This window comes from Streptomyces spinosisporus (assembly GCF_022698145.1).
Classification (GTDB): Bacteria; Actinomycetota; Actinomycetes; order Streptomycetales; family Streptomycetaceae; genus Streptomyces; species Streptomyces spinosisporus.
The window spans coordinates 378,747-397,223 of sequence record NZ_JALDAX010000005.1 but is presented as its reverse complement, the minus strand read 5'-3'; the positions used below and the strand labels follow the sequence as shown (position 1 = coordinate 397,223).

Genomic DNA, 18,477 nt, shown 5'->3' with positions numbered 1-18,477 from the left:
ACAGTGGCAAAACAGGTTCACACACCTGGCGGAGTCCATTACCCTGGACTTGACAGTGCACCGTGATGAACGTACCTCGACCCCGACCCGAGCACCTGGACCGCCCGTGACCACGCCCAGCAGCACCACCACCACCTCGCCCACCGCGGTGAACGCTCCCGGCGCCCCGGACCGCCGGAACTCGCTCGGACCGGTCGGGCTGGTGCTCGGCGCCGGGCTGTCGGTGCAGTTCGGGGCGGCACTGGCCGTGAGCCTGATGCCGAGGGCCGGGGCGCTCGGCGTCGTCACCCTGCGCCTGATCGCCGCGGCCGTCGTCCTGCTGGTGGTCTGCCGCCCGCGGCTGCGCGGCCACTCACGCGCCGACTGGGGCACGGTCGTCGTCTTCGGCACCGTCATGGGCGCGATGAACGGCCTCTTCTACCAGGCGGCCGACCGTATCCCGCTCGGCGCCGCGGTCACCCTGGAGGTCCTCGGACCGCTCGCCCTGTCCGTCCTCGCCTCCCGCCGCGCGCTCAACGCCGTGTGGGCCGCGCTCGCGCTCGGGGGCGTCTTCCTGCTCAGCGGTGGGGTGGGGGGCTTCGGCGACCTCGACCTGGTCGGAGTCGCCTTCGCGCTGGGCGCGGGTGCCATGTGGGCGACGTACATCATCTTCAGCGCGCGTACGGGGCGGCGGTTCCCGCAGGCCGACGGGCTCGCGCTGGCCATGGCGGTCGGTGCGCTGCTGATGCTGCCGCTGGGGGTCGCGGAATCGGGTGCGAAGCTCGCCGATCCGACGACGATCGCGCTGGGCTCGTCGGTCGCGATCCTCTCCTCGGTGCTGCCGTACACCTTCGAACTCATCGCCCTGCGCCGCCTCCCCGCCTCCACCTTCGCGATCATGATGAGCCTGGAGCCCGCTCTCGCCGCGACGGCAGGCTTCCTCATCCTGGGCCAGTCCCTGTCCGCCGCGCAGGCCGCCGCGATCGCCATGGTCATCGCGGCGAGCATGGGGGCGGTGCGGACGCAGGTGGGGCGGGGGAAGGCTTCGCCGGCGCCGGAAGCATGACCTGCGGTGCTTCGGCGGGGGCCGGCTGGGGTCAGCTGGGGCTGGCGGGGCTCGGTCGGAGCCGGCCGGGGTCAGTCGGCCGGCTTCTCCCAGACCGAGACGTGCTGCCGGCTCTCGCTCGTGAAGGGCTCCCGGGTCCAGCCGTCCCACCGGTCCACCAGCCGCATCCCCGCGAGCCGGGCCATGAGGTCCAGCTCGGACGGCCAGACGTAGCGGAAGGGGACGGCGAGGTACTCGGCGCGGCCGTCCTCGATCCGCACGTGGTGCGAGGTCATCGACTGCGTCGCCACGTCGTACTCGTCGAAGCCGAGGCGTCCCTCGCTGACACGGAACGGCACCGCGTTCTGCCCGGGCGGCAGCCTGCGCAGGTCGGGTACGCCTACCTCGACGACGAAGCGGCCGCCGGGCCGCAGATGTTCGGCGACGTTGCGGAAGCAGTCGACCTGGGCGTCCTGAGTGGTGAGGTTCGCGATGGTGTTGAACACCAGGTACGCGAGGGAGAACGTGCCCTGGGCCTTGGCCGTGGCGAAGTCCCCGATCGTCACCCCGATCGCGTCCCCACCGGGCTTGGCCCGCAGCCGCTCCATCATCGCCCGGGACATGTCGATCCCGTGCACCTCGACCCCACGAGCCGCCAGAGGCAAGGCGACCCGCCCGGTCCCAACCCCCAGTTCCAGCGCGCGCCCACTTCCGGCCAACTCCGCCAACAGCTCTACGGCCGGTTCCAGCACGTCCGCCGCGAACATCTCCGCCGACGACTCGTCGTACCCGGCGGCAACGGACTCTCCGAAGTAACCGTCTTCATCAGGCATTGGGCGACGGTACAGCCGGGTTGATGGATGGCGCGCGGGAATATCCCGTGAGCCCCGGCCGGGTGTCCTGCGCGCTTTCCCGATACGACCAGGATCGAGACGGACTAGAGTCGAGTCCATGAGCGTGCAGCACACTGGGCCGACTAATCATGGGCCGCTGATTCCAAGCCCGGAGCGCACTCCGGGTTCGCTGCGTGCCGCGTGCGCCGTCGTGGCTCCGCAGCTCCTGGCCTCGTACGACCAGGCCAAGGATCAGGCGCTGGCGGACGCTGTGGAACAAGGTTCGCTCAGCCCGGTCCACGCCTACCTCGCTCACTGGGCCGCTCTCCTGGAGATCGAGCGGCATCCTGATACGGCGCGGGCGTATCACCGGGCCGAGTACCTCGCCCAGGTAGCGACCGCTCCCGATGAGGCACGGGAACACCTGGTCAAGGCCGCAGCGATCTATCGCGACGCAGCCCGGGCGGTACGCGCGGCGTGACATGGCACTGGGAGTACGTTCCCGACGAGGAGACCGTGGCGGCAGGCGCGCCTCCTGGCTTCCTCGCCGAGGTCGAGAAAAAGGCTGACGAACTCGTGCGGGCGGCAGCGGCGCTGCACTTGCATGGAGCGGCCTGGCAGGCAGCGGATGAGGGTGCCAGGCACGCTTTCGTGGCGGGCGGTTTCTTCGTCTACATGATCACGCCGCGGTCCGAACTCGTCAGCATCTGGCAGGTAACGCCGGACCCGCTGCCCTGATCAGCAACAGCTCGGAGCCAGCTGGAAAAGACACCGGCGGACACAGTGACGACGCCTCCAGCGGGGTACTTGGAGTCGCGGATGGCTATGTGCGCCGTCAGGTCGGCGACCTCGACGCATTCGCCTCCGGTGCCCCCGCTGTAGGAGGCTTTGCGCCACGTTGCGGTGCCGAGGGGCATGCACTCGACGCACTGGCCGCCGGTGTCGCCGCTGTACGAGGACTTACGCCATATCGCGCTCGGCAGACCCGGGTTCGTTGCCATATCGCTCCTCCATAACGCGGGCGATCAGAGCCGCGGAATTCTCCACGGAGAGCGCTGCGGCTTGGAGTTGATCGTAACGGACCGCCCCTTCCCGGACAGCGTCCGGATTGGCTGTCATGTGCCCCTGGATGAAGTCCTCGGTGTAGATGATGTCGGGGTCCCGGTCGAAGCGCAGATGGGCGAACGAGCCCATCATTCCGGTGTGCGCGCCTGCCTCGAACGGCAGGACCTGCACCTTCACCCACGGTCGGTTGCGCATGGTCAACAGATGGGCGAGTTGGTCCCGCATCACCCCCCGACCGCCAACCTCCTGGTGCAGCACTGCTTCGCTGAGCACCACCCACGTCATCGGGGGACGATCCCCGCCCAACAGGCGCTGCCGGTCAAGTCGCGCGGCCACCTTCGACTCGAGCTCCGTGTCGTCGCGGATGCCAAGGACCGCACGGGCATACCCCTCCGTCTGGAGGAGACCGTCCACCAACTGCGCCTGGAAGGTAGAGATATACGCCGCCCTCGCCTCCATCTCCGCATAAGGCTGAAACCAACTAGGCAGCTGGCTGCGCAACACCAACCCCACCAGCCGAGAAAACGTCCCATCCGTCCCCAGCGCAGCATCCACCCGCTCCGAGAACTCCCGCGTAGGCACCCGTACCGTCGTCTCGATCTGGCCGATCAGGGACCCCGTGCAGAACACGATGGACCCCAATGCCTGCTGGGTCAGTCCCGCTGCCTCCCGAGCCCGCCGTAGCTCATAGCCGTAGTAGTCCAAGGGCGACCCGCTGGGATCAAGTTCGCGGATGTGCATGGCCACCACCTCCCTTTACAGAGAGTAGCCACACAAGCGCTCACAGATATGACCCCTGTGGAAAACAAATTAATACAAGCACGCTTGCTTGTTTCTGGCGCCGCTGCCATGCTCGCCCCATGGCTGACCCGACGCCCGTGATCGACGATCTCTGTGCGGAGAGTGAGGAACTCGACCGCATCGTGGCCGAGTTGGGCCCGGAGCAGTGGGCGCTCCAGACTCCCGCACCCGGCTGGACCGTGGCCCATCAGATCGCGCACCTCGCCTGGACCGACCACCACTCCGTGCTGGCCGTGACGGATCAGGACGCCTTCTCCCGTGAGGTCGAGAAGGCGCTCGCGCAGCCCGGTGACTTCGTCGACAACGGCGCGGCGGAGGGCGCCGCCAAGCCGCCCGAGCGGCTGCTCGCGGACTGGCGGGCCGGACGCAAGGCGCTGGCCGAGGCGCTGCGGGCCGCGCCCGAAGGTGCGCGTTTCCCCTGGTACGGCCCGCCCATGGCCACCGCATCCATGGCGACCGCCCGCCTGATGGAGACCTGGGCCCACGGCGGGGACGTGGCGGCGGCCCTCGGCGTGGAACGCACCCCCACCGACCGCCTCCGCCACATCGCCCGCCTCGGCGTCCGCACCCGCGACTTCGCGTTCGGCGTGCATGGGCTGCCGGTGCCGTTCGAGCAGTTCCGGGTCGAACTCGGCGCGCCATCAGGTGAGTTGTGGGTCTACGGCCCCGAGGACGCCGACGAGCGCGTCACCGGCCCCGCCCTCGACTTCTGCCTCCTGGTCACCCAGCGCGCCCACCGCTCCGACCTCGCGCTCGTGGCCGTAGGAGAGAACGCCGACCGCTGGCTGGACATCGCGCAGGCCTTCGCCGGGCCCCCGGGCAAGGGCCGCGCGCCGAAGGGGGATGCCCGGTGACGACCCGGCCACCCTTGCGCATCGGCAACGCCTCCGGCTTCTACGGCGACCGTTTCGACGCCATGCGCGAAATGCTCACCGGCGGCGAACTCGACGTCCTCACCGGCGACTACCTCGCCGAACTCACCATGCTGATCCTGGGCCGCGACCGGCTGAAGGACCCCGCCGCCGGGTTCGCCCGCACCTTTCTGCGCCAGTTGGAGGAGTGCCTGGGCCTCGCGCACGAGCGCGGGGTCCGCATCGTCACCAACGCCGGCGGCCTCAACCCGGCCGGACTCGCCCACGCCGTACGGCAGTTGGCCGAGCGGCTCAGCATCCCCGTCCGTGTCGCCCACGTCGAGGGCGACGACCTCACCGCCGCCCACCCCGGCAGCCTCGCCGCCCACGCCTACCTCGGCGGCTTCGGGATCGCCGCGTGTCTGCGCGAGGGTGCGGACGTCGTCGTCACCGGCCGGGTCACGGACGCGGCGCTGGTCACCGGGCCCGCCGCCGCGCGCTTCGGCTGGCAGCCGGGGGAGTACGACCGGCTCGCGGGCGCCGTCGTCGCCGGGCACGTCCTGGAGTGCGGGACACAGGCCACCGGCGGCAACTACGCCTTCTTCGGCGAACGGGCGGCCGATGTCCGGCGCCCCGGCTTCCCGCTCGCCGAGGTCCACGAGGACGGCAGCTGCGTCATCACCAAGCACCCCGGCACCGGCGGCTTCGTCGACATCGGCACGGTCACCGCGCAGCTCCTGTACGAGACGGGCGGTGCCCGGTACGCCGGGCCCGACGTCACCGCTCGCCTCGACACCGTGCGCCTCACCCAGGACGGGCCCGACCGCGTCCGGATCGACGGCGTACGCGGCGAGGCCCCGCCCCCGACCCTCAAGGTCGGCCTCAACCGCCTCGGTGGCTTCCGCAACGAGGTCGCCTTCGTCCTCACCGGCCTCGACATCGAGGCCAAGGTCGCGCTCGTGCGCGAGCAGATGACGGACGCGCTCGCCAAGTCGCCGCCGGCGGAGGTGCGTTGGGATCTGGTCCGCACGGACAAGCCCGACGCCGCGTCCGAGGAGACCGCGAGCGCCGTGCTCCGGCTCGTCGTACGGGACCCGGACGAGGCGGTCGTCGGACGGCCGCTGAGCGGCGCCGCCATCGAGCTGGCACTCGCCAGTTATCCCGGCTTCCATGTGCTGGCCCCGCCCGGAAAGGGCGCGCCCTACGGGGTGTTCGACGCCGCCTACGTCCCTCAGGGCGACGTCGAGCACGTGGCGGTGTTCGACGACGGGCGGCGGATTTCCGTGCCGCCGGCCGCCGACAGCCTCGTACTCGAAGACCTGCCGGAACCGGAGGCGCCCGAGCCGCTGTCCGCGTCCCGGGTCCGCCGCGCCCCTCTCGGGCTCGTCGCCGGTGCCCGCAGCGGGGACAAGGGCGGGAACGCCAACGTGGGGGTGTGGGTGCGGTCGGATGCCGCCTGGCGGTGGCTGGTGCACACCCTCACCGTCGAGCGGTTCCGTGAACTCCTGCCGGAGACGGCGGACTTGACCGTCGTACGGCACGTTCTGCCGAATCTGCGCGCGCTGAACTTCGTCGTCGAGGGCATCCTCGGCGCGGGTGTCGCCGCCCAGCACCGTTTCGATCCGCAGGCCAAGGCCCTCGGCGAATGGCTGCGCTCCCGCCATTTGGACATCCCGGAGGACCTGTTGTGACGGAGGACCTGTTGTGACGGTGATCAACTCCGGTCTGGACACGGCCGGTTCCGACTACCGCGAGAACCGCGACGCCATGCTCGCCAAGCTCGCCGACCTCGACGCCGAGCACGCGAAGGCGCTCGCGGGCGGGGGCGAGAAGTACGTGGCGCGGCACCGGAAGCGCGGCAAGCTGCTCGCCCGGGAGCGCATCGAGCTGCTGCTCGATGCGGACACGCCCTTCCTGGAGCTGTCACCGCTCGCCGCCTGGGGGAGCGACTACGCCGTGGGCGCCTCGCTCGTCACCGGCATCGGCGTCGTCGAGGGCGTGGAGTGCCTGATCACCGCCAACGACCCGACCGTGCGCGGCGGCGCCAGCAACCCCTGGTCGCTGAAGAAGGCCCTGCGCGCCAACGACATCGCGCTCGCCAACCGGCTGCCCTGCATCAGCCTGGTGGAGTCGGGCGGCGCCGATCTGCCGTCGCAGAAGGAGATCTTCATCCCCGGCGGCGCCATCTTCCGCGACCTGACCCGGCTCTCGGCCGCCGGCATCCCGACCATCGCCGTCGTCTTCGGCAACTCGACGGCCGGAGGCGCGTACATCCCCGGCATGTCCGACCACGTGATCATGGTCAAGGAGCGCGCCAAGGTGTTCCTCGGCGGGCCGCCGCTGGTGAAGATGGCCACCGGCGAGGAGAGCGACGACGAGTCGCTGGGCGGCGCCGAGATGCACGCGCGCGTGTCGGGCCTCGCGGACTACTTCGCGGTCGACGAGCCGGACGCCCTGCGGCAGGCGCGGCGGGTCGTCGCCCGCCTCAACCACCGCAAGGCGTACGAGGATCCGGGACCCGCCGCGCCTCCCAAGTACGACGCGGAGGAGCTGCTCGGCATCGTCCCCGGGGACCTCAAGATCCCCTTCGACCCGCGCGAGGTCATCGCCCGGATCGTCGACGCCTCCGACTTCGACGAGTTCAAGCCGCTGTACGGGACCAGCCTGACCACCGGGTGGGCCGCCCTGCACGGCTATCCGGTCGGCATCCTCGCGAACGCCCAAGGGGTGCTCTTCAGCGAGGAGTCGCAGAAGGCCGCCCAGTTCATCCAGCTCGCCAACCAGCGCGACATCCCGCTGATCTTCCTGCACAACACCACCGGCTACATGGTGGGCAAGGAGTACGAGCAGGGCGGCATCATCAAGCACGGCGCGATGATGATCAACGCCGTCTCCAATTCGAAGGTCCCCCACCTGTCCGTCCTCATGGGCGCCTCCTACGGCGCCGGGCACTACGGCATGTGCGGACGCGCCTACGACCCGCGCTTCCTGTTCGCCTGGCCCAGCGCCAAGTCGGCCGTCATGGGCCCGCAGCAGCTCGCCGGCGTCCTGTCGATCGTGGCCCGCCAGTCGGCGGCCGCGAAGGGGCAGCCCTACGACGACGAGGCGGACGCCGGGCTGCGCGCCATGGTGGAGCAGCAGATCGAGTCCGAGTCGCTGCCGAAGTTCCTGTCGGGGCGGCTGTACGACGACGGCGTCATCGACCCGCGCGACACCCGCACCGTCCTCGGCCTGTGCCTGTCGGCCGTCCACACGGCGCCCTACGAGGGCGCACGCGGCGGCTTCGGCGTCTTCCGGATGTGAGGCCCATGATTACTTCCCTGCTGGTGGCCAACCGCGGCGAGATCGCCTGCCGCATCTTCCGGACCTGCCGCGACCTGGGCATCCGGACGATCGCCGTGCACTCGGACGCCGACGAGAACGCGCTCCACGCGCGCGTGGCCGACACGGCCGTACGGCTTCAGGGCGCGGCGCCCGCCGAGACGTATCTGCGCGGCGACCTGATCGTGAAGGCGGCCGTCGCCGCCGGCGCGGACGCCGTCCACCCCGGCTACGGCTTCCTCTCCGAGAACGCCGACTTCGCACGCGCCGTCATCGACGCGGGCCTGGTGTGGATCGGGCCGCCGCCCGAGGCGATCGAGGCGATGGCGTCCAAGACGCGGGCCAAGCAGCTGATGGGGATCGAAGCCCTGGACCGGGAGCACGTCACCGAGTCCGACCTGCCGGTCCTGGTGAAGGCCGCCGCGGGCGGCGGTGGGCGCGGCATGCGGATCGTGCGCCGCCTGGACGACCTCGACGCGGCACTGGAGGGCGCCCGCGCCGAGGCCGCGAGCGCCTTCGGCGACGGCGAGGTCTTCGTCGAGCCGTACGTGGAGGGCGGCCGCCACGTCGAGGTGCAGATCCTCGCCGACACCCACGGCACGGTGTGGGCGCTCGGCACCCGCGACTGCTCCCTGCAGCGGCGCCACCAGAAGGTGATCGAGGAGGCGCCCGCCCCCGGCCTCTCCGAGCAGCTCACGGACGAACTGCACACACTGGCCGTACGCGCCGCACGAGCGGTCTCGTACGTCGGTGCGGGCACCGTCGAGTTCCTCGTCGCCGGCGACCGGGCCCACTTCCTGGAGATGAACACCCGCCTCCAGGTCGAACACCCCGTCACGGAAGCCGTGTTCGGCCTCGACCTGGTCGCCGAGCAGATCCGCGTCGCCGAGGGCCACCCCCTCGAGAACGACCCGCCACGCGCGCGTGGCCACGCGATCGAGGCCCGCCTGTACGCCGAGGACCCGGCCGCCGACTGGGCCCCGCAGACCGGCACCCTGCACCGCCTGGCCGTCCCCGACGGCGTCCGCCTCGACACGGGCTACGTCGACGGCGACGACATCGGCGTCCACTACGACCCCATGCTCGCCAAGGTGATCGCCCACGCGCCCACGCGCGCGGAGGCCGTCCGCAGACTCTCCGGCGCCCTGGAACGGGCCACCCTGCACGGCCCGGCCACCAACCGCGACCTCCTCGTCCGCTCCCTGCGCCACAAGGAGTTCACCAGCGCCGGCATGGACACCGGCTTCTACGACCGCCACCTCGACGACCTCACCACCCCGGCCCCCGACCCGTACGCCCCGCTCGCGGCCGCCCTCGCCGACGCCCGCACCCGCACCTCCCGCTTCGGCGGCTTCCGCAACCTGCCCTCCCAGCCGCAGACCAAGCGCTACGCCATGGCGGGCGAGGAGCACGAGGTCCGCTACCGGCACACCCGTGCGGGCCTGGAAGCAGACGGCGTACGCGTCGTGACGGCCACCCCCGACCTCGTAGTCCTCGAAGTGGACGGCGTACAGCGCAAGTTCGAAGTGGCCCGCTACGGCGACCGGGTCTACGTCAACACCACCCCCCTCACCGCCCTCCCCCGCTTCCCCGACCCCACGGCCCAACACGCCCCTGGCTCCCTCCTCGCCCCCATGCCGGGCACGGTCGTCAAGATCGCCGAAGGCCTGACCGAGGGGGCCCCTGTCGAGGCCGGACAGCCCCTCCTGTGGCTGGAGGCGATGAAGATGCAGCACAGGATCACAGCCCCCGCCACAGGAACGCTCACTGATCTGCCGGTGGCCATGGGCCAACAAGTGACGGTCGGCACGTTGCTGGCGGTCGTAGTGCCCACCCAGGGGCGCGGGGAACTGCGCGACCAGCCACAGACCACCCGCAGCCCGAAGGAGTCCTGATGGCCCTCGTCGAATCCGAAGAACACAAGGCGCTCCGCGCATCGGTGGCCGCCCTCGGCAAACGCCACGGCCGCACCTACGACCGCCAACAACTGTGGGCGGAGGCAGCCAAGTTGGGCTACCTGGGCGTCAACCTCCCCGAGGAGTACGGAGGCGGCGGCGGAGGCATAGCAGAACTCTCCATCGTCCTGGAAGAACTCGGCGCCGCAGGCAGCCCTCTGCTCATGATGATCGTGTCCCCGGCGATCTGCGGCACGGTCATCTCCCGCTTCGGCACCGACACCCAGAAACAGAAATGGCTCCCGGGACTCGCCGACGGCACCCGCACCATGGCCTTCGGCATCACCGAACCCGACGCCGGCTCCAACTCCCACCGCATCACCACCACCGCCCGCCGCGACCCCGACACCGGCGACTGGCTCCTCACCGGCCGCAAGGTCTTCATCTCAGGCGTCGACATCGCGGACGCCACCCTCATCGTCGGCCGCACCGAGGACGCCCGCACCGGCAACCTCAAGCCCTGCCTGTTCATCGTCCCGCGCGACGCGGACGGCTTCGAACGACGCGCGATCGACATGGAACTCAACGCCGTGGAGAAGCAGTTCGAGCTGACCCTCGACGACGTACGGCTCCCCGCCGACGCGCTCGTCGGCGACGAGGACGCCGGCCTGCTGCAACTCTTCGCCGGCCTCAACCCCGAACGCATCATGACCGCCGCCTTCGCGATCGGCATGGGCCGCTACGCCCTCGCCCGCGCCGTCGAGTACGCCCGCGACCGCCAGGTCTGGAAGACGCCCATCGGCGCCCACCAGGCCATCGCACACCCCCTCGCCCAGGCACACATCGACCTCGAACTCGCCCGCCTGATGATGCAGAAGGCCGCCCACCTCTACGACGCCGGAGACGACATCGGCGCAGGTGAGGCCGCCAACATGGCCAAGTACGCGGCGGGGGAGGCGTGCGTGCGGGCGGTCGACCAGTCCGTGCACACCCTCGGCGGCAACGGCCTCACCCGGGAATTCGGCCTCGCCTCATTGATAACCGCCTCGCGCGTGGCTCGTATTGCCCCGGTGAGCCGGGAGATGATTCTCAACTACGTCTCCCACCAGACCCTGGGTCTGCCCAAGTCGTATTAGGCCGTCGCCTTGGAGGAACCATGTTCCGCAGCGAGTACGCCGACGTCCCGCCCCTCGAAATCCCCATCCACGAGGCCGTCCTGGGCCGGGCCGCCGAGTTCGGTGACGCGCCCGCCCTGATCGACGGGACCGACGGCACCACCCTCTCGTACGAACAACTCGACCGCTTCCACCGCCGCATCGCGGCCGCGCTCGCCGAGGCGGGCGTGCGCAAGGGCGACGTGCTGGCCCTGCACAGCCCCAACACCATCGCCTTCCCCACCGCCTTCTACGCCGCCACGCGCGCGGGCGCCTCCGTCACCACCGTGCACCCGCTCGCCACCGCCGAGGAGTTCGGCAAGCAGCTCAAGGACTCCGCGGCCCGGTGGATCGTCACCGTCTCGCCGCTGCTGGAGACGGCACGTCGCGCCGCCGAACTCGCGGGCGGCGTCGAGGAGATCCTCGTCTGCGACAGCGCGCCCGGACACCGGTCGCTGATCGACATGCTGGCCTCCGCGGCCCCGGAACCACAGGTCGACATCGACCCCGTCGAGGACGTCGCGGTCCTGCCGTACTCCTCGGGCACCACCGGCATCCCCAAGGGCGTGATGCTCACCCACCGCCAGATCGGCACCAACCTCGCCCAGCTCGAACCGCTCATCCCGACCGCCCCCGGCGACCGCATCCTCGCCGTCCTGCCCTTCTTCCACATCTACGGCCTGACGGCCCTGATGAACGCGCCGCTCCGGCAGGGCGCCACCGTGGTCGTGCTGCCCCGCTTCGAACTGGAGACCTTCCTCGCGGCCATCCAGAACCACCGCATCACCGGCCTGTTCGTGGCCCCGCCCATCGTCCTGGCCCTCGCCAAGCACCCCCTGGTCGCCCAGTACGACCTGTCGTCGCTGAAATACATCATCAGCGCCGCCGCCCCCCTGGACGCCTCGCTGGCCGCCGCCTGCTCCCAGCGGCTCGGCTTGCCACCCGTCGGCCAGGCCTACGGCATGACGGAACTGTCACCCGGAACCCACGTCGTCCCGCTTGCCGCCATGCACGACGCACCGCCCGGAGCCGTCGGCAAGCTCATCGCCGGCACCGAGATGCGCATCGTCTCCCTCGACGACCCCGACAAGGACCTCCCCGCCGGCGAGTCCGGAGAGATCCTCATCCGCGGCCCCCAAATCATGAAGGGCTACCTGGGCCGCCCCGACGCCACCGCCCAGATGATCGACCCCGACGGCTGGCTGCACACGGGAGACGTCGGCCATGTCGACGACGACGGCTGGCTGTTCGTCGTCGACCGGGTCAAGGAACTCATCAAGTACAAGGGGTTCCAGGTCGCCCCCGCCGAACTGGAGGCCCTCCTGCTGACCCACCCCGGCATCGCCGACGCCGCCGTCATCGGCGTCTACAACGACGACAACAACGAAGTCCCGCACGCCTACGTGGTGCGCCAGCCGAACGCGGCCGCCCTCTCCGAGGGGGAGGTCATGATGTACGTCGCCGAGAACGTCGCCCCCTACAAGCGCGTCCGCCAGGTCACCTTCATCGACGGCGTCCCCCGCGCCGCCTCCGGCAAGATCCTGCGCCGCGAACTGCGGGCACTGAGGGAGCGCACGTGACCCTGATCGGACGCACGCGCGCGCGTGGAGTCGAGACACTCAGCCTCGACTCCACCGCCAACCGCAACGCCCTGTCGGCAGCCCTCGTAGGAGAACTGGCCGACGCGCTGACGGACTGCGCCAAGGACGGCGACGTACGCGCCGTCGTCCTCACCCACAGCGGCAACACCTTCAGCGCGGGCGCCGACCTGCGCGACCCGCCGCACCCCGACGCCCTCGTGGACCTGCTCCGCCAGATCGTCACCCTGCCCAAACCCGTCGTCGCCCGGGTCACCGGACACGTCCGGGCGGGCGGACTCGGCCTGCTCGCCGCCTGCGACATCAGCGCGGCCTGCACCACGGCGAGCTTCGCCTTCACGGAGGTCCGCATCGGCGTGGCCCCCGCGGTCATCTCCCTGCCCCTGCTGCCCCGCACCGACCCCCGCGCGCTGGCCCGCTACTACCTCACCGGCGAGCGCTTCGACGCGACCGAGGCGGCCCGCATCGGCCTGCTGACGGTCGCGGGAGACGACGTCGACGAGGCGCTCGCCCCGATCCTCGACGGCCTGCGCAGATCCGCGCCCCAGGGGCTGGCCGAGACGAAAGCGCTGCTCACGGCTAAGGTGCTCAAGACATTCGACCAGGACGCGGCCGACCTCACCGCACTCTCGGCCCGGCTGTTCGCCTCCCCCGAGGCCCACGAGGGGATGACGGCCTTCCTCGAACGAAGAGATCCCCCATGGGTGCTGTGACGCGCTGTGAGATGGGTGCTGTGACGCGCTGCGAGATGGGCGCTGTGAGACGGACAGGGACGCTGTGAGATGGCTGCCGTGACCTCGGTCGACCACGACCGCGACCGTGACCGCGTGCCGAAGCAGGACCGCAGCCGGGCCACCCGGCAGCGGCTCCTGGAAGCCGCCGTGGCCTGCCTCGCCGAACACGGCTGGGCAGGCTCCACGGTCTCCGTCGTCGCCGAACGCGCCGGCGTCTCCCGAGGCGCCGCCCAGCACCACTTCCCGACCCGCGAGGACCTCTTCACCGCCGCGGTCGAATACGTCGCCGAAGAACGGTCCACGGCGATCCGCGCCCTGTTCCCCGAGGGCACCGCCGGTGACCGGCGGGCCGTCGTGGCCGCACTCGTCGACCTCTTCACCGGCCCCCTGTTCCGGGCCGCACTCCACCTGTGGGTCGCCGCCTCCGACGAGGAGCAGCTGCGCCCCCGCGTGACCGAACTCGAGGCCCGCGTCGGCCGCGAGACCCACCGCATCGCCGTGGAACTCCTCGCCGCCGACGAGTCCCGCCCCGGCGTACGCGAAACCATCCAGGGCCTACTGGACATGGCCCGAGGCCTAGGCCTCGCCAACCTCCTCACGGACGACCGGGGGCGACGGGAGCGAGTGGTGACGCAGTGGGCGTCACTGCTGGACGCGGCGCTGGGCTGAGGGGCGCCGGGTGGGCTGGGCGGTGAGGGGGGCGCCGGGCGGCTTGCGTGCGCCTGGCGGCTCGGGCGCGCCCAGCGGCGTGGGCAGCGCGGGCGGTCTGGGCACGCCAGGCGGCCTGGGCACCGCGGGCGGCCTGCGTGCGCGGGGCGGCGTGAGTGCGCGCCGGGCGGTTTGGGCAGCGCCTGCGGCCTTCGCACACCGGGCGGCTAGGGCAGTGCGGGCGGTCTGGGCAGTGCGGGCAGCCTGAGCGCGCCGACTGGCTTGGGCGCGCCGGGTGGTCTGGGCAGTGCGTTCGGCCTAGGCAGGCCGGGCGGCTTGGGGCGCGCCCAGCGGCGCGGGCGGCGCGTGCGCCGGGGAGCTTGAGCGTGCTGCGTGGCTTGGGGGCGTCGGGCCGCCCGGGTGCGCCCGGTGGGCTGGGCGCGCCGGGCGGTCTGAGTGGGTCGGGGGTGCGATGCCGGCGCGTCCTGCCCCGCGTCAGTGTGCGATGTCGTCGTAGCCCTCGATCTCCTGCGGAGACCGCGGCCCCGGGCCCACGTAGCGCGCCGACGGGCGTACCAGGCGGGCCGTTCGCTTTTGTTCCAGGATGTGTGCCGACCAGCCGGCCGTGCGGGCGCAGGTGAACATCGAGGTGAACATGGGTGCGGGGACCTCGGCGAAGTCGAGGACGATCGCCGCCCAGAACTCGACGTTGGTCGCGAGGACCCGGTCCGGGCGGCGGGCGTGCAACTCCTCCAGGGCGGCCTTCTCCAGCGCCTCGGCCACCTCGTAGCGCGGGGCGCCCAGTTCACGGGCCGTGCGGCGCAGCACGCGCGCGCGTGGGTCCTCCGCGCGGTACACCCGGTGCCCGAAGCCCATCAGCCGCTCGCCCTTGTCCAGCGCCTGCCGCACATACGCCCCGGCGTCCCCGGTCCGCTCGATCTCCTCGATCATGCCGAGCACCCGTGACGGCGCCCCGCCGTGCAGCGGCCCCGACATCGCCCCTACGGCACCCGACAGCGCCGCCGCCACGTCCGCACCGGTCGACGCGATCACCCGCGCCGTGAAGGTGGAGGCGTTCATGCCGTGCTCCGCGGCCGAGGTCCAGTACGCGTCGACGGCCGCGACATGCTTGGGGTCGGGCTCGCCCCGCCAGCGGATCATGAAGCGCTCGGTGATCGAGCGGGCCTTGTCGATCTCCCGCTGCGGCACCATGGGCCGCCCCTGCCCACGGGCCGACTGGGCGACGTAGGAGAGGGCCATCACGGCCGCCCGGGCCAGGTCCGCGCGGGCCTGCTCGGTGTCGATGTCCAGCAGCGGCTTGAGGCCCCACACCGGCGCCAGCATGGCCAGCGCCGACTGCACGTCGACACGGATGTCACCGGAGTGCACGGGAATCGGAAACGGCTCGGCGGGCGGCAGGCCGGGGTTGAAGGCGCCGTCGACGAGCAGCCCCCAGACATTGCCGAAGGAGACGTGACCGACCAGGTCCTCGATGTCGACGCCCCGGTAGCGAAGGGCGCCGCCCTCCTTGTCCGGTTCGGCGATCTCCGTCTCGAACGCGACGACTCCCTCGAGTCCGGGTACGAAGTCGGACATCAGGCGGCTCCTCGAGATGTGTACGGCAGTTGTGTACGGGCTTTGTGTATGGGCTTTGTGTACGGCAGATATGTACGAAGACGTGCACGGCAGGAATGACGGCCCGCCGGCCGGTTCCCCGGTCGCTTCGTGCGACTCGTGGTCCTGGGCGGCCCTCCAGGTGATGCCCCGTGCTGCCGGTGCCTCAACCAGAACGGGACCAGCACGATATCCCCGGGTGCCAGTTCTGGGGAACCTTTACGGCACTCAGTGCCATATCCCCCTCTCCCGCATGATGCGGGACACGGCACAAGACGGCACGCGCGCATACGGCAGGATGACCGCGTGACCGACCGAGACGCCGTCCCCCTCGATCCCGCCGCCATGCGCAAGCAGTACCGCGCCGAAGGGCTCACCGAGACCGATCTGGCCGCCACCCCGGTCGCGCAGTTCGCGCGCTGGTTCGAGCAGGCCGCGACCGAGGCCCACCTCTTCGAGCCGAACGCCATGATCGTCTCCACGGCGAGCGCCGAGGGCCGCCCCGGCTCACGCACCGTGCTGCTCAAGCACTTCGACGAGCAGGGTTTCGTCTTCTACACCAACTACGGCTCCCGCAAGGCCGCCGACCTCGCGGAGAACCCGTACGTCTCACTGCTCTTCCCCTGGCACCCGATGGCCCGCCAGGTCATCGTCACGGGCATCGCCCGCCGCACCGGCCGCGACGAGACGGCCGCCTACTTCCGCACCCGCCCGCACGGCTCCCAGCTCGGCGCCTGGGCCAGCGCCCAGTCGACCGTGGTCCCCTCTCGCGCCGCACTCGACGCCTCGTACGCCGAACTGGCCGCCCGCTACCCCGAGGGCGAACAGGTCCCGGTCCCACCCCACTGGGGCGGCTTCCGCGTCGCCCCCCAGACGGTCGAGTTCTGGCAGGGCCGCGAGAACAGACTCCACGACCGCTTGCGCTACGTGGCCGAGGCGGACGGAAGCTGGCGCGTGGAGCGGCTCAGCCCCTGAGGGCTCCTGAAAACGCAGACGACCCGCGAGCTCGGGTCCCCCTGCCTCACGGCGGGGAAGCCGGCCGGACGTACCGGCGAACTCGCGGGTCGGGTGACTGCTTGGGATTGGGCCGGCTGCGCGTCTCTAGCACGCGCTGGTCCGGCACCGCACTTGGTGTGGTGGCGAGCCGCTAGCCCGCAGCCACCTCGCGCGTCCGGGTGTCACTCATGTACCCGATCACCTCCTTTCGACGTAGGCCACACACTAGGAACCGGTCGGCCGCCGATCAACCGGTTTTCCGGGATATTGACGGCGGGGTTCCGGGCGGGTGCTGTAGCCGTAGCCGTCGCCCCTCTGCAGTAGCCGCAGATTCCGGTGGGAGACGTTGATGCGGCCTTTGGGCGTGCTGAGGCTGTGCTGCCCTCTGGCTCGTACGCAGACGCGGCCGGTCCATGTGCCCGTCCACTTGCCCGTGGGCACGGTGGCCCGTACGAGGTCTCCGGTGACGTATCCGAAGTGCTGCTTGGTACGGGCGCGCCGAAGCCGCGGAAACCCGAATCGGTCGGGAGTCGTGCGGGCGTAGGAGCCGCGTCCTGTTGCCTTGACGACGAGAACCCGGGAAGGGAAACGAACGATTGCGTCCCCGTGCTCGTGGTCCAGGTGTCCGACGGACAGCGCGTCGAGGGTGTGCGACTGGCCACCGGGTGGCATTCATTGCGGCGGCGTCATGCAGGGGTGTCTCGCCCTGCTGGAGGATCCTCGCGAGCCGGTCCGGGGATGCGGCGAGGAAGACCTCGACGGGCAGAGTTCCTTTCCGCCTGTTGCAGGGTACGCAGGCGAGGACAAGGTTGGAGATGCGGCTCGAGCCGCCTCGGCTGCGGGGGCGGAGGTGCTCGATGTTCAGGCGTACGCCGGTGACGCCGCAGTAGCTGCATGCACTGTTCCACCTGGCGTGCAGGTACGCACGGGCGTCAGTACCGGCAAGCGTTCCCTGCATGCCCGTGCCCGTGCCCGTGCTCGTCGAGTGTGTGTCGAAGCCGCCACTCTCCACGTGGATCTCGGCGACGGGTGCGTAGCGGCACAGGCGTGCTGCCTGGGAGAAGACCGTGTCGACGCGATGCCGCAGCGAAGGCGGCAACCAGCTCTCCCGGCGAGTCCGATTGTCGGAACGGGGCGCGCGGTAGCGGCAGTTGGCCGAGCGGCGCCTGCGCCGATATCCGGCGCGCTGCTGCATGCAGCCACGGATCTGATCCCCGCGGTGCTGGAGTTCGACCGAGACGAGACCACGTCGAACGGTGCCGGTGGCGCCCCGCTCGTTGATCTCCTCTTTCTCGTCGGTCAGGTGCAGACCGGTGCCCTTGGAACCGGGATCGATGCGTAATTGGACCCCGTCGACTTCAGAGTCGGCGAGCGCCCGGTCCTTCAGCCGGATGGTGACGGGAACCGCCCGTGTACACGTGCTCATGTGCAGGAGCGTGACCGCTCCCGGTCTCTGCCTCCTCCGCCGCCGTGGCAGCGTTCTCGACGTGACGCCGACGGGTGCAGGTGCCCAGCCCGTCGGTCTCCCCTCGCCCATGTTTCCTGCCGGTGCCTCGTACGGCGACGAGGTGTCCGTGAGCCGTTTCGTCCCTGCTCTCGGGCTGGTCGCTCGACCGGCCTGGGCCGGGGGAGCGAGCGACCTCCCTTCTCGTTCTCGATGTACGCGAGTCACGCTAGTGATCAGTCAGCCGAGTCCGAAGTGGAGTCGGAGGATGGGGCTCAATCGTGCGAACAACTGCGAATCGTCGAACACGTAGCCGATCTTCTTGCTAGAGGGCCTCGCTTCACCGAAAGGTGCGGCTGCGGTGAGGCCGAGTGGTGTGTGCTCGGCAGTGAGTGCGAGCTGTGGATTGATCTTCGGGTGGTGTGCGCCGGATCATGGAGGGCAGCGGTGTTGCAACGATTCCTTCAATCTTGGGGAACTCGATGTGTGCTGTGTCACG

At 70.7% G+C, this 18,477-nt stretch carries 17 protein-coding genes; 12 read left to right on the top strand and 5 right to left on the bottom strand.

The window, feature by feature from the left end; genetic code table 11:
- Positions 1–106: 106 nt before the first annotated feature.
- Positions 107–1,045 (top strand): EamA family transporter, encoded by a 939-nt coding sequence (locus MQN93_RS16355; RefSeq protein ID WP_242710032.1) that lies wholly within the window; start codon positions 107–109, stop codon positions 1,043–1,045.
- Positions 1,046–1,116: 71 nt separating this feature from the next.
- On the opposite strand, the gene MQN93_RS16350 is transcribed toward MQN93_RS16355, so the two are convergent.
- Entirely contained in the window at positions 1,117–1,857 is a 741-nt protein-coding gene (locus tag MQN93_RS16350) for a class I SAM-dependent DNA methyltransferase (RefSeq protein ID WP_242710031.1), read from the bottom strand.
- Between the two features lie 118 nt (positions 1,858–1,975).
- On the opposite strand from MQN93_RS16350, the gene MQN93_RS16345 reads away from it, so the two are divergent.
- Together MQN93_RS16345 and MQN93_RS16340 are read left to right on the top strand one after the other, a co-directional pair.
- A complete protein-coding gene (locus MQN93_RS16345) occupies positions 1,976–2,338 on the top strand; it encodes a DUF6247 family protein (RefSeq protein ID WP_242710030.1) in 363 nt (120 codons plus the stop codon).
- Positions 2,335–2,595, top strand: a complete 261-nt coding sequence (locus tag MQN93_RS16340; protein WP_242710029.1) for a hypothetical protein — start codon at positions 2,335–2,337, stop codon at positions 2,593–2,595. The genes MQN93_RS16345 and MQN93_RS16340 overlap by 4 nt, the downstream gene beginning before the upstream one ends.
- Here MQN93_RS16340 and MQN93_RS16335 read toward each other — a convergent pair.
- Together MQN93_RS16335 and MQN93_RS16330 are read right to left on the bottom strand one after the other, a co-directional pair.
- A complete protein-coding gene (locus MQN93_RS16335; RefSeq protein WP_242710028.1) occupies positions 2,529–2,858 on the bottom strand; it encodes a DUF397 domain-containing protein in 330 nt (109 codons plus the stop codon). The two genes, MQN93_RS16340 and MQN93_RS16335, sit on opposite strands and share 67 nt — an antisense overlap.
- Positions 2,818–3,663, bottom strand: a complete 846-nt coding sequence (locus MQN93_RS16330; RefSeq protein WP_016436636.1) for a helix-turn-helix domain-containing protein — start codon at positions 3,661–3,663, stop codon at positions 2,818–2,820. The genes MQN93_RS16335 and MQN93_RS16330 overlap by 41 nt, the downstream gene beginning before the upstream one ends.
- A gap of 119 nt (positions 3,664–3,782) precedes the next feature.
- Between MQN93_RS16330 and MQN93_RS16325 the strand changes: the two genes are divergently transcribed.
- From MQN93_RS16325 to MQN93_RS16290, 8 genes are all read left to right on the top strand, one after another.
- Positions 3,783–4,577, top strand: a complete 795-nt coding sequence (locus MQN93_RS16325; protein WP_242710027.1) for a TIGR03084 family metal-binding protein — start codon at positions 3,783–3,785, stop codon at positions 4,575–4,577.
- Complete coding sequence (locus MQN93_RS16320) at positions 4,574–6,265, top strand: acyclic terpene utilization AtuA family protein (RefSeq protein ID WP_308404334.1); 1,692 nt, start codon at positions 4,574–4,576, stop codon at positions 6,263–6,265. The genes MQN93_RS16325 and MQN93_RS16320 overlap by 4 nt, the downstream gene beginning before the upstream one ends.
- 13 nt (positions 6,266–6,278) lie before the next feature.
- Positions 6,279–7,877 carry an acyl-CoA carboxylase subunit beta gene (locus tag MQN93_RS16315; protein WP_242710026.1) on the top strand — a complete coding sequence of 533 codons (1,599 nt, stop codon included), beginning with the start codon at positions 6,279–6,281 and terminating at the stop codon, positions 7,875–7,877.
- A 5-nt stretch (positions 7,878–7,882) separates the two neighbouring features.
- Positions 7,883–9,790 carry an acetyl/propionyl/methylcrotonyl-CoA carboxylase subunit alpha gene (locus tag MQN93_RS16310; RefSeq protein WP_242710025.1) on the top strand — a complete coding sequence of 636 codons (1,908 nt, stop codon included), beginning with the start codon at positions 7,883–7,885 and terminating at the stop codon, positions 9,788–9,790.
- Positions 9,790–10,926: an acyl-CoA dehydrogenase family protein gene (locus tag MQN93_RS16305; RefSeq protein ID WP_242710024.1), complete on the top strand. Its 1,137-nt coding sequence runs from the start codon at positions 9,790–9,792 to the stop codon at positions 10,924–10,926. Before MQN93_RS16310 ends, MQN93_RS16305 begins: the two co-directional genes overlap by 1 nt.
- A gap of 20 nt (positions 10,927–10,946) precedes the next feature.
- Entirely contained in the window at positions 10,947–12,524 is a 1,578-nt protein-coding gene (locus MQN93_RS16300) for a 4-coumarate--CoA ligase family protein (protein ID WP_242710023.1), read from the top strand.
- A complete protein-coding gene (locus tag MQN93_RS16295) occupies positions 12,521–13,255 on the top strand; it encodes an enoyl-CoA hydratase family protein (protein ID WP_242710022.1) in 735 nt (244 codons plus the stop codon). The genes MQN93_RS16300 and MQN93_RS16295 overlap by 4 nt, the downstream gene beginning before the upstream one ends.
- A 69-nt stretch (positions 13,256–13,324) precedes the next feature.
- On the top strand, positions 13,325–13,945 hold the full coding sequence (locus MQN93_RS16290; RefSeq protein ID WP_242710021.1) for a TetR/AcrR family transcriptional regulator: 621 nt from the start codon (positions 13,325–13,327) through the stop codon (positions 13,943–13,945).
- A gap of 474 nt (positions 13,946–14,419) precedes the next feature.
- Here the strand turns inward: MQN93_RS16290 and MQN93_RS16285 are convergent, their stop codons facing one another.
- The gene (locus tag MQN93_RS16285; protein WP_242710020.1) at positions 14,420–15,520 is read right to left on the bottom strand and encodes a citrate synthase 2; all 1,101 of its coding nucleotides are present in this window, start codon (positions 15,518–15,520) and stop codon (positions 14,420–14,422) included.
- A 324-nt stretch (positions 15,521–15,844) separates the two neighbouring features.
- On the opposite strand from MQN93_RS16285, the gene pdxH reads away from it, so the two are divergent.
- Positions 15,845–16,513, top strand: coding sequence for a pyridoxamine 5'-phosphate oxidase (pdxH, locus tag MQN93_RS16280; protein WP_242710019.1), 669 nt, complete (start codon positions 15,845–15,847; stop codon positions 16,511–16,513).
- A gap of 268 nt (positions 16,514–16,781) precedes the next feature.
- On the opposite strand, the gene iscB is transcribed toward pdxH, so the two are convergent.
- Positions 16,782–17,960 carry an RNA-guided endonuclease IscB gene (iscB, locus tag MQN93_RS44370; protein ID WP_372504371.1) on the bottom strand — a complete coding sequence of 393 codons (1,179 nt, stop codon included), beginning with the start codon at positions 17,958–17,960 and terminating at the stop codon, positions 16,782–16,784.
- Positions 17,961–18,477 lie beyond the last annotated feature (517 nt).

Excerpts from the sequence above, each read along its gene's own strand:
- MQN93_RS16330 (WP_016436636.1), bottom strand. The coding sequence starts at position 3,663 with ATGCACATCCGCGAACTTGATCCCAGCGGGTCGCCCTTGGACTACTAC.
- MQN93_RS16350 (WP_242710031.1), bottom strand. The coding sequence starts at position 1,857 with ATGCCTGATGAAGACGGTTACTTCGGAGAGTCCGTTGCCGCCGGGTAC.
- MQN93_RS16285 (WP_242710020.1), bottom strand. The coding sequence starts at position 15,520 with ATGTCCGACTTCGTACCCGGACTCGAGGGAGTCGTCGCGTTCGAGACG.
- MQN93_RS16290 (WP_242710021.1), top strand. The coding sequence starts at position 13,325 with ATGGCTGCCGTGACCTCGGTCGACCACGACCGCGACCGTGACCGCGTG.
- MQN93_RS16335 (WP_242710028.1), bottom strand. The coding sequence starts at position 2,858 with ATGGCAACGAACCCGGGTCTGCCGAGCGCGATATGGCGTAAGTCCTCG.
- MQN93_RS16325 (WP_242710027.1), top strand. The coding sequence starts at position 3,783 with ATGGCTGACCCGACGCCCGTGATCGACGATCTCTGTGCGGAGAGTGAG.
- MQN93_RS16345 (WP_242710030.1), top strand. The coding sequence starts at position 1,976 with ATGAGCGTGCAGCACACTGGGCCGACTAATCATGGGCCGCTGATTCCA.
- MQN93_RS16300 (WP_242710023.1), top strand. The coding sequence starts at position 10,947 with ATGTTCCGCAGCGAGTACGCCGACGTCCCGCCCCTCGAAATCCCCATC.
- iscB (WP_372504371.1), bottom strand. The coding sequence starts at position 17,960 with ATGAGCACGTGTACACGGGCGGTTCCCGTCACCATCCGGCTGAAGGAC.
- MQN93_RS16305 (WP_242710024.1), top strand. The coding sequence starts at position 9,790 with ATGGCCCTCGTCGAATCCGAAGAACACAAGGCGCTCCGCGCATCGGTG.
- MQN93_RS16310 (WP_242710025.1), top strand. The coding sequence starts at position 7,883 with ATGATTACTTCCCTGCTGGTGGCCAACCGCGGCGAGATCGCCTGCCGC.